The sequence below is a fragment of the Companilactobacillus suantsaicola genome, assembly GCF_004745525.1.
In the GTDB taxonomy this organism is placed as follows: domain Bacteria; phylum Bacillota; class Bacilli; order Lactobacillales; family Lactobacillaceae; genus Companilactobacillus; species Companilactobacillus suantsaicola.
Genome location: NZ_RKLY01000017.1, coordinates 47,249 through 59,808 on the forward strand (window position 1 = coordinate 47,249; position 12,560 = coordinate 59,808).

General features: G+C 35.8%; 12 protein-coding genes, 1 other RNA gene and 1 other annotated feature. Of the genes, 6 read left to right on the forward strand and 7 right to left on the reverse strand.

All coding sequences use genetic code 11. The annotated features are described in order from the left end of the window. Nucleotides 1-280: 280 nt before the first annotated feature. The 5 genes from EGT49_RS07560 to EGT49_RS07580 form a co-directional block, all read right to left on the reverse strand. Complete coding sequence (locus tag EGT49_RS07560) at nucleotides 281-1,117, reverse strand: MetQ/NlpA family ABC transporter substrate-binding protein (protein WP_135373076.1); 837 nt, start codon at nucleotides 1,115-1,117, stop codon at nucleotides 281-283. 82 nt (nucleotides 1,118-1,199) lie between these two features. Further along, nucleotides 1,200-1,440: a binding site (T-box leader), on the reverse strand. Beyond that, complete coding sequence (locus EGT49_RS07565; RefSeq protein WP_135373078.1) at nucleotides 1,440-2,129, reverse strand: methionine ABC transporter permease; 690 nt, start codon at nucleotides 2,127-2,129, stop codon at nucleotides 1,440-1,442. Its footprint overlaps the feature before it by 1 nt. 3 nt (nucleotides 2,130-2,132) lie before the next feature. Beyond that, nucleotides 2,133-3,191, reverse strand: coding sequence for a methionine ABC transporter ATP-binding protein (locus tag EGT49_RS07570; RefSeq protein ID WP_135373080.1), 1,059 nt, complete (start codon nucleotides 3,189-3,191; stop codon nucleotides 2,133-2,135). A gap of 6 nt (nucleotides 3,192-3,197) precedes the next feature. Next, nucleotides 3,198-4,532: a M20/M25/M40 family metallo-hydrolase gene (locus EGT49_RS07575; RefSeq protein WP_135373082.1), complete on the reverse strand. Its 1,335-nt coding sequence runs from the start codon at nucleotides 4,530-4,532 to the stop codon at nucleotides 3,198-3,200. Nucleotides 4,533-4,565: 33 nt separating this feature from the next. Beyond that, complete coding sequence (locus EGT49_RS07580; protein ID WP_135373084.1) at nucleotides 4,566-5,384, reverse strand: MetQ/NlpA family ABC transporter substrate-binding protein; 819 nt, start codon at nucleotides 5,382-5,384, stop codon at nucleotides 4,566-4,568. 726 nt (nucleotides 5,385-6,110) lie between these two features. Here EGT49_RS07580 and EGT49_RS07585 point away from each other — a divergent pair. The 4 genes from EGT49_RS07585 to EGT49_RS07600 all read left to right on the forward strand — a co-directional run bounded on the left by EGT49_RS07585 (nucleotide 6,111) and on the right by EGT49_RS07600 (nucleotide 9,503). Then, nucleotides 6,111-7,067, forward strand: a complete 957-nt coding sequence (locus EGT49_RS07585; RefSeq protein WP_218960992.1) for a LytTR family transcriptional regulator DNA-binding domain-containing protein — start codon at nucleotides 6,111-6,113, stop codon at nucleotides 7,065-7,067. 105 nt (nucleotides 7,068-7,172) lie between these two features. Further along, nucleotides 7,173-8,027: an ABC transporter ATP-binding protein gene (locus EGT49_RS07590; RefSeq protein ID WP_135373086.1), complete on the forward strand. Its 855-nt coding sequence runs from the start codon at nucleotides 7,173-7,175 to the stop codon at nucleotides 8,025-8,027. Continuing rightward, a complete protein-coding gene (locus tag EGT49_RS07595) occupies nucleotides 8,024-8,746 on the forward strand; it encodes an ABC transporter permease (protein ID WP_135373088.1) in 723 nt (240 codons plus the stop codon). The genes EGT49_RS07590 and EGT49_RS07595 overlap by 4 nt, the downstream gene beginning before the upstream one ends. Nucleotides 8,747-8,762: 16 nt before the next feature. Beyond that, nucleotides 8,763-9,503, forward strand: coding sequence for a hypothetical protein (locus tag EGT49_RS07600; RefSeq protein WP_135373090.1), 741 nt, complete (start codon nucleotides 8,763-8,765; stop codon nucleotides 9,501-9,503). Between the two features lie 51 nt (nucleotides 9,504-9,554). Here the strand turns inward: EGT49_RS07600 and EGT49_RS07605 are convergent, their stop codons facing one another. Next, nucleotides 9,555-10,256: a DPBB and LysM peptidoglycan-binding domain-containing protein gene (locus EGT49_RS07605; protein WP_135373092.1), complete on the reverse strand. Its 702-nt coding sequence runs from the start codon at nucleotides 10,254-10,256 to the stop codon at nucleotides 9,555-9,557. A 211-nt stretch (nucleotides 10,257-10,467) separates the two neighbouring features. Between EGT49_RS07605 and EGT49_RS07610 the strand changes: the two genes are divergently transcribed. Beyond that, nucleotides 10,468-11,070, forward strand: coding sequence for a YitT family protein (locus tag EGT49_RS07610; RefSeq protein ID WP_135373094.1), 603 nt, complete (start codon nucleotides 10,468-10,470; stop codon nucleotides 11,068-11,070). 47 nt (nucleotides 11,071-11,117) lie between these two features. Here EGT49_RS07610 and EGT49_RS07615 read toward each other — a convergent pair whose 3' ends face one another. Beyond that, nucleotides 11,118-11,759 (reverse strand): DUF3862 domain-containing protein, encoded by a 642-nt coding sequence (locus EGT49_RS07615; protein WP_167849787.1) that lies wholly within the window; start codon nucleotides 11,757-11,759, stop codon nucleotides 11,118-11,120. A gap of 144 nt (nucleotides 11,760-11,903) precedes the next feature. Here EGT49_RS07615 and ssrA point away from each other — a divergent pair. Beyond that, nucleotides 11,904-12,268, forward strand: a transfer-messenger RNA (tmRNA) gene (gene ssrA, locus EGT49_RS07620). Nucleotides 12,269-12,560: the final 292 nt, after the last annotated feature.

Below are 12,560 nucleotides of genomic sequence, written 5' to 3' on the forward strand. Positions count from 1 at the left end.
AACGCCGGGAATTTTCTTCCTGACGTTTTTTTGTGGTAGATTTTTTCTTTTTAGGGGTTGGTTTGGTTTTTTCTTTGAATAACCATTGTTCTTTGCTGTGTTGCTCTAATTCTTATTCTTAATAACCATTGTTCTTGGCAATATAGCTAAAACGCGTTCCGCAGGCCAGGACTTGGACATATAGCTACGCTTCCCAAATCGCCCGCAGGTTCGGCGGGCAATTCGTGAAGCTAGGCTATCTGCTAAGTCCTAAGCGGCCTGCTCCACGCTCTGCTCTACTCTAATTCAACACTTTATAATTCCAAGCTGGTTTTTCATATCCATGGAATTCTTGTTCGATAACTTTAGCAATATCTTTTGATTGATATGCTTTAATAATCTTCTTATATGTAGGATTGTCTTTGTCTTTCTTATTAGCTGAGATGATATTTACATATGGTTTTGACTTAGCTGTAATCTTTTCTCTATAAACTGCAGTCTTTGGATCTAGTTTTGAATCATTGGCAACTCCACTGTTAACTACTGAAGCGGTAACGTCTTCCATTGATTTAGCTGTTTGGGCTGCATCTAGTGGTGTGATCTTTAGGTGTAATTTATTTTCGGTAATATCTTTCAAACCTGGTACTTTAGCATCATCCAACTTAATCAAACCGGCACTTTCTAGTAGTGCTAGTCCACGGGCTTCGTTTGTGGCATCGTTAGCGACGGCAATCTTGTCGCCTTCTTTGATTTGACTAACTTTAGTGATCTTCTTAGAATACAAAGCCATTGGTGCGATTACGGTTGAACCGATTGAAACGATGTTAGTGTGGTGTTTTTTGTTCCAATCATTTTGGAAAATTACTGTTTGAAAGGCGTTCAAATCAATTTCGCCTTGATCTAGTGCAGCATTTGGTTGACTGTAATCTGAGAATTCAACAATCTTAATGTTGATTCCTTCTTTTTTAACCTTTTTAGCGACGGCTTTTAAAACTCGGTCATCTGATCCGGTAATCCCAATTTTTACAGTTTTCTCTTTGTTAGAACTTGCTTGGCTGTTTCCACAACCTACTAGTACGAACAAACTTAATGTGGTAATAACTAATAAAAATAAAGCCTTTAACTTACTTTTCTTCATAGTACTCCTCCTCGGGTCTAGCCCTTTTTCCCATATATATATACAAAAAGACGCTTCCATCAAAACGAATCAACTCGTTTAAGATAGAAGCGCCTTTTTGCGCGGTACCATTCTATTTTAAAAACAAGTTCACACTTGTTTTCCTCTAAAACATGCATTGCATGTGTGTACGATAATGGATACCGGCCATCATCCCCTGTTCCTAAGAATTCGGAGATGCCAATCACGAATCATTTTCAAATATCCACTCATGCTTTTTCTCATCGAATCAAAAGCTCTCTGTAACGAGTTGAATAAATTACTTTTTCGCTCAATTTGTTCTCTAATGTTCTAATTTTCTAACGGCAAAATCGCCTAAACCTTGAATTACGAAAACTAACACTAAGATCAATAACATAGAAACGATTGTTACATCATTTTCAAATCTTTGATAACCAACGGAAATGGCCATGTTACCAAGACCACCACCACCAACAGCACCGGCCATGGCAGTTAATCCTATCAAACTAATGATTGTTAGAGTACCAGAGCGAATCAGTTCGGGTAAACCTTCACGTAAATATACTCTAAAAATAATTTTCATAGGAGAAAGACCGATAGCTTCAGCAGCTTCAATAACTCCGTGATCTACTTCAACTAACGCCAATTGAACTTGTCTGGCAAAAAATGGCGCCGTCCCGATCACTAACGGAACTAATGCTCCAGTAGGTCCAATTGTCTGACCAACGATCAAACGAGTGAATGGTCCGATGACCGCTAGCAAGATAATGAACGGAATTGATCTGAATAAATTAACTAGCTTATCTAAGAATGTGTACAAAGCTTTGTTAGGAGTAATACCATCATCAGCTGTCACCACCAACAAGATTCCTAGAACAATACCGAATATGCCGGCAAAAAACGCACTGACAAAAGTCATGTAAAGTGTTTGCCAAATTGCGACCACGAATCCATTATCGCCTTCCCAATTAGCAACTACGTTAGGTAGAAATTTATTAACTAAATCAGCCATGAACTATTCGCCTTCTTTCTTTAAAGATATTTCTTTAACATTGACGTTCAAACTATTCAAATATTCGATTGCAGCCTCAACCTTGTCATCTTCACCCGTTAAGGCAAAGAGCATGATTCCGACTGTGGTATTTTGCAATCTTTCAATATTACTAAATAAAATGTTGGCTTCAACTTTGAAACGTTTATACAATTCAACGACGATCGGTTCATTGGTAGAGTCACCGATGTAATTCAATTCAATCAAGCGACCGGATAATTTATCAACGATTCCACTATCACGAATTTCATCTAAGACTGATCCGATATGAGTTGAAGTATTAACAAAGTCTTTCGTCAATTGTTTCTTAGGATTACCGAAAATAGTTAACAGACTGCCTTCTTCAATCAATTGACCATTTTCCATTACCGCAACTCGATTACATACTTGTTTGATAGCATCCATTTCGTGGGTAATGATAACAATTGTGATTCCTAATTCTTTATTCAAGCGACCAAGTAGATCCAAGATTTCAGTGGTAGTTTTTGGATCTAGAGCACTTGTCGCTTCATCAGAAATTAAAATCTCTGGATCATTTGCTAAAGCTCTAGCTATCGCAACACGTTGTTTTTGACCACCTGATAATTGTGAAGGATAATTCTTCGCACGGTCAGCTAGACCAACAATATCAAGTAACTTATCAATTTTTTGCTTACGTTCTGCTTTGCTCAACCCAGAATCGCGTAACGGAAAGTCAACATTTCCATAAACTGTCAACGAATTCATCAAGTTAAAATGTTGAAAAATCATTCCGATGTTGCGACGAGCTTTTCGTAAATCCTTTGCACTCAATTGAGTTAAATTTTGGTCATTGACGACAACCGTCCCAGAAGTTGGTTTTTGTAATAGATTGATCACACGAACCAACGTACTCTTTCCGGCACCGGAATAACCAATAACTCCGAATACATCGCCTTTATTCACATTGATGGAAACATCTTTGACAGCTTCGATTGTTTTGCCTTCACTGTGAAAGGTAACATCAATATTTTTTAGCTGAATTATCCCATTTTGTTCTGCCATTAAAAATTACTCCCTTAATTTACCTAAGAATTGGTCGAAGAAATCAATAAAGTCGAGGTAATCTTGAATTCTAATATTTTCGTTTGGAGCATGATTACCAGCCTTAGAATAACTGACACCACAAGAAATGATTGAGGCGTGTGTGTATTCATTCAACAAGTACATTGGACCAGTACCAGGACTTGATGGTAAGGCTTCGACTTTGTCCTCTCCACCAAAGAAGTCTTTGGCGGTACCAATTAATTTATTTACGATTGGACTATCAAGATCCCAACGATATCCTTTTTCACCAAGGAGATACTTAACTTTAATATCTTTAAAGCCTTGGTCATTCAAATATTTTGTCAACTTATCGAACAAGTCATGTGGATCTTGATTTGGTACCAATCTAAACTCTAACTTAGCTGTGGCAGCTTTAGGAGTAACGGTTTTAACACCTTCACCTTCCCAACCACTGCTGATTCCTTCTATATTAATAGTTGGATTGAAAGTTAAATTGTAGTTAACTGACTTATTCTTCAACAAAGGAACTTGCAAGTCCCATTTTGACTTTAAGTCAGGTGTGATTGCTTTGTTAACTAAATCGATTTCTTTTTGAGTAGGTTCAACAACGTCATCATAAAATCCAGGAATCTTAATGTCACCTTCAGGAGTTCTCAAAGCATTTAAGGCTTGGGCTAATCTCCAAGTAGCTGAATCAACTACAGCGGCAAAAGATGAATGAAGATCGATATCAGCTGAAGTAGCTTCTAATTCAAAACACAAGACACCTTTGTTACCACCAGTGAAATTGAATTGTTCATGTTCATTCTTGTAACCTGATTCCCAAATGATCAAATCAGCGGCTAACTTGTCAGAATACTTCTTTAAGTAATCCTCCAAATGACGACTGGCAACTTCTTCTTGACCTTCAACTAAGAATTTGATGTTACAAGGAAGATCTCCGTGCTCTTGACGATAAATCTTCAAAGCCGTAATTCGACTGATCAAATCGGCTTTACAATCAGAAACTCCACGTCCGATGAATTTGTCATCAGTAATCTTCAACTTGAATGGATCTGAGTTCCAAAGAGCAACTGGCTCTTCTGGTTGAACATCGTAGTGATTATAAATCAAGATGGTAGTATCACTAGGTTGTTTTGGTTTGATTTCAGCGAAAACGACTGGATGTTCAAATTCATCCCAAACGGTGGCATCGGCTCCAAAGTCCGTTAATAAATTTTTAAGGAATTCGGCTGTCTCAGTAATAGATTGATTCTTTGCTGAAACGGATGGTAGTGCAATATAGTTCTTTAAATCTTCAATCGACTTCTGAATTAATGGATCTGATAGTTTTGACATATGAAAACCTCCTCAAATTTTTAAAACGATTTATTACTTATTCCAAGCTGGTACGGCACTTTCGCCATAAACCTTCTTGATTTCTTTAGCAACAGCTTTAGTTTGGAAAGCTTTAACAACTTTCTTGTAAGTCTTGTTGTCCTTGTTCTTCTTTTGGGTAACGATAATATTGATCCAAGGTTGTGACTTCTTGTTAACTTTTTCAGTTACAACCGCTTTTGAAGGATCAAGTTTAGCATCACTAGCAACATTACCGTTAACGATAGCTGCATCGACATCATCAAGTGATCTAGCGGTTTGTGCGGCATCAAGCGTCGTGAACTTCAAGTTTAACTTGTTTTCCTTAATGTTCTTAGTTGATGGTAACTTAACGCCACTATCAAGTTTCAACAAACCATTTGCTTCTAGTAATTGTAATGCACGAGCTTCATTGGAAGCGTCATTTGGAATAGCAATTTTAGCGCCATTCTTTAATTGGCTAAGCTTTGTGATCTTATGTGAATACAAAGACATTGGTTGAATAACTGTCTTACCAATTGATACAAGATCTGTATGATGTGCTTTGTTCCAAGAATTTAAGAAGAATGTATGTTGGTAAGCATTAATATCAACTTCCCCTTGTGCTAAGGCTGTGTTGGGTTGATTGTAATCATTGAACTCAACAACCTTTAAGTTGATACCCTCACTCTTAACATTTTTCTTAACTACTTTCCAAATCGCAGCGTCGGAAGGATTGATTCCGACCTTAACTGTTTGTGTCTTGTCTTGGCTACCACAACCAGCTAGTACAAAAATAAACAATGCTGTAAAAGCTAGTAGGATGACCTTACCTAATTTCTTAAATTTACTCATTTCTTTCTCCCACCTTACATATTTCTTAACGAAAAAATCTCTATATAAACAAAAAAGCCACTTCTAAATTGAACATAATCTGTTCATATTTAGAAGCGGCTATTGCGCGGTACCATTCTAATTCGGAATAAATTTACACTTATCCCCTTAACAACGTACAAGAAAATCTATACGCGTGTACTGTAAAGGGTACCAACCATTGCATCTTTATCCGAAGATTCAGCGCACCAATCACGGGTCATTTTCATTCAAGTCGTTGTCCTCATCTCAGCAACAGAGGCTTTCTGTACAAACGAGGTTGAATTACTTCCCCCGATCACTTTGTTTAATAAATCTCTTTTGTTAATCGTTGGTTAGATAATACAATCTAATTTTTGAAATGTCAATCAATAAAAATAAGTTTTTTCAGAAGTTTTTCTAATCTTTATTTTATATGCCAAACGTCATTTATAACATGAGATTGATTCAATTACCGTCATTCAAGGCTTTTGTCGGTCGCGTGATGGCTATTCTTATGCTACTTGAAAAAATATTTTTTGGAAATAAAAAATATATTAATCTTCTTTTCAAGAATATTTTACATTAGAGAAAATTAATATTTAATTAGAATCAAGTCTCGTGTCACGCTACTGTAAATCAATTGGATTTTGTAATCGAAATTAAGTTTTCAAAGGTATTCTTTGCTAAAATTGGAAGTAATAATAAGTCGTAATTCTGGAGTAGAAAATGAGTTTAATTAGTTTTAAAGATGTTACTAAGCAAGTCGGAAATCAAAGTGTCTTCACCAATTTTTCACTAGACATAGCTGAGCATCAACAAATCGGTCTAAAGTTAATGCGGAGTGAAACCGATACGTTTTTTAGTTTATTGGAAGAAAAGACTCTTCCTAGCAGCGGTTCAATTGAAAATAACACTCAAAGCATTTCAATTAAGCGTTATAACGATGGTATTTATCAAAAAATGACTGTAAAAAGCTATTTAGAGTTCTTCAATCACTTGACTAGTAATCGCCAAGACATTAAGCAACTCGCTCCTGACTTTTCCTTAGGCGATAATTTGACTATGAAGACAGACGCTTTGACAATCGATCAAATTGAGCGATTGCATCTCTTTAGAATCTACCTAACTGCACCTGATCTAGTATTCTTAGAAAGTCCCCTACGTGATTTATCTAGTGACGGCATCAAGTTTTACTTCAAAGCTCTCGAAGTCGTCCGTCAGAAGTCAACTGTGGTCGTTATCTCTTCCTTTATGGAAGAACTTTTACAACTGAGTTCAACTATTTATCAATCTGTCGATCACAAACTGGAGAAAGTTTCCTTAGAAACTAGTCAAGATTCACTCAAACCACAAAACATTTTCCGGCTCTCCAGTCACCTTGATGATAAAACAATTTTCTTCAGTCCCAACGAAATCGACTTCATCGAAAGCATCAACGGTGTTAGTAATTTCTCGGTAAACTCCGAATACTTCCCTTCTTCACTAACAATGGAAGAACTCGAAAAGAAGTTAGTTCACTTCGGCTTTTTCAGATGTCATCGATCATACTTAGTCAATCTCCAACGAATTTCTGAATTGATCAGCTATTCCAAGAACAGTTACACCTTGATTTTAAAAAATAGTCAGGAGACTCTCCCCTTATCTCGTGCTAAATTAGATCAACTCAAGGACTTACTCCAATAACGTGGGTACAATTCAAACCATTATTTCCACCATTCACTGATTTTTGCATACTTATGCAATCTTTCTTTGTATTCTGTAATTGTAAAAAGCAAGGAGGAGTACAAAATGACCAACAACCCAATCATTGAAGTGAAACAACTTTATAAAAGTTTCGGCAATGAACCTGCATTGAACAATCTTGATTTTTCCGTTGAAAAAGGTGAAATCTTTGGATTTCTTGGCCCATCGGGAGCTGGGAAAACTACCACGATCAAGATTCTTACCGGACAACTCAATCAAGATTCAGGAAGCGCTACAGTTTTAGGCAGCAATTCTCAACATTTTAAAGAGAATATTTATGAGCATATCGGTGTCGTAACGCATGATAGTGGTTTATATGAAAATCTATTAGCCTACAATAACCTAGTTACCTTTGCGAGAATCTTTAATAGTGATAAAAAATCAATTGATCCGTTATTAAAACGTGTCGGTCTTTATAACGATAGAAACAAACTAGTTAAAAAATTCTCCCAAGGAATGAAACAACGCCTAATTTTAGCTCGAGCAATCCTCAATCGCCCGGAAATCCTTTTTCTTGATGAACCAACCAATGGAATTGATCCAGGAACGACTAAGGAAATTCACAAATTAATTTTTGAGCTAAGGGATTCTGGAACAACTATTTTCTTGACGACTCATAACATGACTGAAGCCACCAAATTGTGTGATCGAGTAGCGTTATTAAACGATGGTAAAATTGCAGAAATCGGTTCACCACAAGACTTGAGTTTGAAGTACAATAAAAAAATTCAATTCAAAGTTCTTTTAAAAGATAACGAATCACTAAAGTTAAACGACTCTGAAGAAACCAGAGGAAAAATCAATTGGTGGTTAGAAAACGGTGAATTACAGACCATCCATTCTTGCGAACCAACCTTAGAAGACGTCTTTTTACAAGTTACGGGGAGGAAATTAAAATGAACATCTCATTGCGAAAAATAAATGCAATCTTTATCTTGAAATTACAACTATTTTTAGGAAACCTTTCCTTACTAATGATTCCGGCCATGGCAATTGGCTACGTGGTAATTTTTAAAAACTTTTTCCCTGCTAATACTGTTGCGTTTAAGGCACTGACGTTAAACATGGGTATCCTCTTGAATATAATTATGGGTGGCATAATGTTTGGCGCTTATCCTATCGCCGAAGAAAAAGAACATCATACTTTAGGAGTCTTGATGACTTCCTCAATCAACGCAACTGAATATTTCATTGGAAGTTTACTCCCAGCACTGTTGATTTTGACCATAACTAATATCATTTTGGTACCGCTAAATGGCACTTCCTGGAACCAAGTGTCAATTATCAACTATTTGATTATCACAGTAATTTGTTCAATCATCAGTATTTTGATTGGTTTTACCTTGGGACTTTTTTCCAAAAACCAAACCAATGCCGGCGTCGTGAGTCTATTACCAGCGGCTATTTTTACATTAGTCCCACTTTTTAAAGGTTTCTCAAATAAAATTTCACACACTTCTGACTTCCTGTATTCAGGAGTAATTCCCAGATTCATCAATCAAAGCCTCTTCAAACACAGCTATTCTTGGAGCCTATTCGAAGTCAGTGTTTTAATAGCTTGGTTCATTATTTTCTCAATTGTTTTATTTTATGCTTATAGATATAAACATTTTGATTAGTCAGGAGGAATTAATTATGTTAGTAGATATAAGTAACATTTTAAAGAATGATTCTGATCAGGATATTGCGAAACAATTAGGTATTTCAGCGACCGAAATTGAATTGATTAAGAATAAACAACTTTATCCACCACAGACTTTAACCAAAAAGATTATTCAGCTCGCAAAACATCCAACAACTGTCACGCAACCAGCTTTAGAGAAAAATTTTCAATTTGGTCAAACTATCAAACTTAGACGGGTAATTATTTCTATCATCTTCATTATTTTTGTTAGTCTCTTGTTCACTGGTTTTGGTTATCAACCTTTCTGGGTATTTCTATTAGTTGTTTTAATTGGTTTATTTGTAACTTTACCAAGTTGTTTTAACGATTATTGGCTGATCAACGAAAAAAATATTAAAGCGGTTGAATTTAATAACCTAGGAATAATCAAATTAGCCCAATTATTACATTTAACCCCCCTACCTCAAAGAGTGATTTCTTATTCAGAAATTGACCACATTAATATTTTTTACCACAAAAGAATTCGAACTAGCCCGTTCGACATCAATCCTGACATTTTTCAATTAACATGTACGTTGAAGAACAACCAAGAATTAACTATTAATGTCAACGCCAAGCTTGAAGAAGAACTGATCGACCTGGTTGCCGAATTGAATTATCAAAACGTCGCGGTTTATGATCAACAAAAAGTTATTTTGGCGCTGTCTAAAAAGCAGAATCTCTTTCAAAGATTTAATCATGGTTTTCCATAAAAAAATCCCCTCATCTGGACACTCCAAAATGAGGGGATTTATTTTTTTAAATTAGCCGATAACTTCAACTGTGGCGCTAGTTACTCCATATGAAGGAATCGATGAACTTGGCATTGCAACATCCAATTGTTGAGAATTGCTGTAAGCAAATGAACCTGTATCATTAACTGTTCTGTATAGTACTGTTCCGTCAGCTAAAGTGATCTTCAATTGTGTTCCTTTAGGGAAGACTGAAAGATTAGCGGCGACACCACTATAACCCATATTTGAACCTAAAACGGCTGGATCATAGAAACTAACTTTGAAAGTTCCACTAGCAGTTGTGCTGGTAGTACTTGAAGTTGTAGTACTTGAAGTTGTGGTACTTGCAGCTTGAGTAGTTGCGCTTGCTGTTGAATCTGCCTGTGTCGTACTTGTTTGTTGTGTTTGATCAGTTGTATTTGTATCTGTTGTTGGTAAAACATTTTGATTATCTGTATTTGTTTGAGTTGTTGTAGAAGTGGTTGAACCTGGTAAAGTAATTAGATCACCAGGGAAAATTAAATCGAATCCCCCAACTTCACGACCATTAGCTTGCTCTAATTCGGAAATACTAATCCCGTTAGCTTCAGCGATGCTCTTATAAGTATCACCTTTTTCAACCTTAACTTGGTTATTACCAGTTGAAACTGCGGCTTGAGCAGTATTGGTTGAAGTGAATACTCCCATTAATGCTACTGTACTTAATAAAGCGATTGATAAAACTTTTTTCATGAATTAATTACATCCTTATTTTTTATTGTTTAGCTCTTGTTTATGGTGCTTATATTAGCAGGCCAGTATTACGTGACCACGACCACCAAGTTACAATTTCAGGATATAATGTAATTTTAGTAACACTTATGAAACATGTTGAAAAATATTTTTATAAAAGTATCAAGTACTTTTATTGTGATGAAAATATATTCATGATATAGTTATATATATGAAGAATAAGAAAAAGAGAATTTCCGCAAAACTACTAATGATGTTAGTTGCTTTGGAACTTATCGCATTCAGTCTTAATATGTTCTTCGAACCGCATAGTATAGCGGCTGGTGGTGCCACAGGTATCGCTATCTTGCTACAGGCAGGATGGAAAATTCCAACATTCATCTCGGTTCTTTTCATAAATATTGTGATGTTAGTACTGGCTTACATACATTTAGATCGACAAACCACCATCAAATTAGCAATCGGAAGTTTCGCACTTCCCCTACTCCTTTATATCACTCCGGTTTACAATTTAATTCCAAATAGTCGTGTTATTTCTATTATAGTAGGAAGTATTATTTTTGGAATTGGTCTTGCAATACTCTATACCCTCAACATGTCTAGTGGAGGGACTACGGTACCGCCAATGATTATTTACAAAAACTTTGGTATCGAGAAATATATTAGTTTATTCATAATTGATGGTTTCGTCTGTCTAGGAAATTTCGTTTTAAGCGACGTGATTTCATTTCTACTGGCAGTTATGTCAGTTGCCATCTCTAGCTTAGCAATTAAAGGTTTCGGTATTTTCCATCAACGACACATTACAGAATAAAAGACGCCCATATCAAAGCATTTAGTGTTTTGACATAGGCATCTTTTTTATTTTAAGTTAGTTTGTGACTTGGCAACAATCTGATTGTGGGACAATTTAATTTGAATCGACGCATTTTGGGTTGGATCTAACTCTGATAAGTCTGATACGTATGTTAAAGTTCTGACGCCATTGATATCAGAATAATCATCTGGATCACCCAATAAATTAACGACCCGATTGTAACTATCACCAACATTTAGTTTTTGATAATCGGTTAAAGTCAAAGTTTTCTCACGGTCAATATTCAATCCTTGAATTGACTTAGAAGCAGCGTGACCATTTTCAAAAGTAATTTGAATCGTTACATTACCTTGATCAGCAGTCCCTTTCCAAGTTACATTAGAAATCGCACTACTTTGAATTTGAGTTTCAGCAGGATTTCCTAATAACTTGTAAATAACTTTTTTAGAATATCCTTTGTTACCAGTTTTAATTGAATTATATTTTGTAATTAATGAAGGCGACTTCTCAGCTTTTTGCTGTTCTTTTAAGGTTTTTCTTTCTTCAAAAGAAATCTGATCAGCCTTATCTGAATAGAAGGAATAATTAGCCACATAAGTTGTTGCAGATACTACAACGATAATTGAAATAATTGTGATCCAGAACCAGTTTCTCTTGTAAAATGGTTTCTTTTCATTTTCTGTCAAAATTATTAACCTCCATCTGCACCCCGTATTTTACCAATATTTACTGAAAGTAGTATCAAAAAGGCACTATTATTTTCATGTAAAAAATAGCTTAATTATTTGCTTAATTATCCTAAATTCGATATTATAATAAGTGGACACCATGGGGGTGTTCTGGATTCGACATGTGTAGTAGCGTGCAGGCTGCACTTAGGGCCTTGCGTCCCTTTAAAACGCACAGTTTATTATAACTGCAAAAAATAATAATAACTACGCATTAGCTGCCTAAAAACAGTCTAAGCGTGATCCATTCTAATTTCGCCCAAGGGTTGGAAATGGGTCTCAAATTTATTGGGCTACGTTTAACTGTGCATCCTGAATAGTTAAAAAGAGATCATCGGGATAGTCACTGTGGTTAGCCGGGTCGTATGGCGTTCATGATGGCGAAATTTCAAATGATACGACTATGAGTGTAGAGGCTTGCATAGCATTATGCTTGGACAGGGGTTCAATTCCCCTCACCTCCATTTTGCACAATTCAGCCAGTTATATTGAGGCTTAAAAGCCTTGGTATTACTGGTTTTTTATTTTTAAATTTCATATTATTTCACAAATATGTCAATCAAAATGTCAATCAATTTTAAAAAAAGCAAAAAATAAAATACAGAACGTGGAAGCGGTTTTTAGAGAAATTAGTAAAAAGAAAGAGTTTGGGACAAAAGTCCTAGATGACAAAAATAAGGTCCAGAAATCCTAATGATTTCTGGACCTTATTTCTATATACTAGTAAAGAAACGTCTTCAGTCGTTTCACCGCCAAGTA

What these genes read in the sequence shown, in the direction of transcription:
- EGT49_RS07560 (WP_135373076.1), bottom strand. Translation starts at nt 1,117, where the DNA reads ATGAAGAAAAGTAAGTTAAAGGCTTTATTTTTATTAGTTATTACCACA.
- EGT49_RS07565 (WP_135373078.1), bottom strand. Translation starts at nt 2,129, where the DNA reads ATGGCTGATTTAGTTAATAAATTTCTACCTAACGTAGTTGCTAATTGG.
- EGT49_RS07570 (WP_135373080.1), bottom strand. Translation starts at nt 3,191, where the DNA reads ATGGCAGAACAAAATGGGATAATTCAGCTAAAAAATATTGATGTTACC.
- EGT49_RS07575 (WP_135373082.1), bottom strand. Translation starts at nt 4,532, where the DNA reads ATGTCAAAACTATCAGATCCATTAATTCAGAAGTCGATTGAAGATTTA.
- EGT49_RS07580 (WP_135373084.1), bottom strand. Translation starts at nt 5,384, where the DNA reads ATGAGTAAATTTAAGAAATTAGGTAAGGTCATCCTACTAGCTTTTACA.
- EGT49_RS07585 (WP_218960992.1), top strand. Translation starts at nt 6,111, where the DNA reads ATGAGTTTAATTAGTTTTAAAGATGTTACTAAGCAAGTCGGAAATCAA.
- EGT49_RS07590 (WP_135373086.1), top strand. Translation starts at nt 7,173, where the DNA reads ATGACCAACAACCCAATCATTGAAGTGAAACAACTTTATAAAAGTTTC.
- EGT49_RS07595 (WP_135373088.1), top strand. Translation starts at nt 8,024, where the DNA reads ATGAACATCTCATTGCGAAAAATAAATGCAATCTTTATCTTGAAATTA.
- EGT49_RS07600 (WP_135373090.1), top strand. Translation starts at nt 8,763, where the DNA reads ATGTTAGTAGATATAAGTAACATTTTAAAGAATGATTCTGATCAGGAT.
- EGT49_RS07605 (WP_135373092.1), bottom strand. Translation starts at nt 10,256, where the DNA reads ATGAAAAAAGTTTTATCAATCGCTTTATTAAGTACAGTAGCATTAATG.
- EGT49_RS07610 (WP_135373094.1), top strand. Translation starts at nt 10,468, where the DNA reads ATGAAGAATAAGAAAAAGAGAATTTCCGCAAAACTACTAATGATGTTA.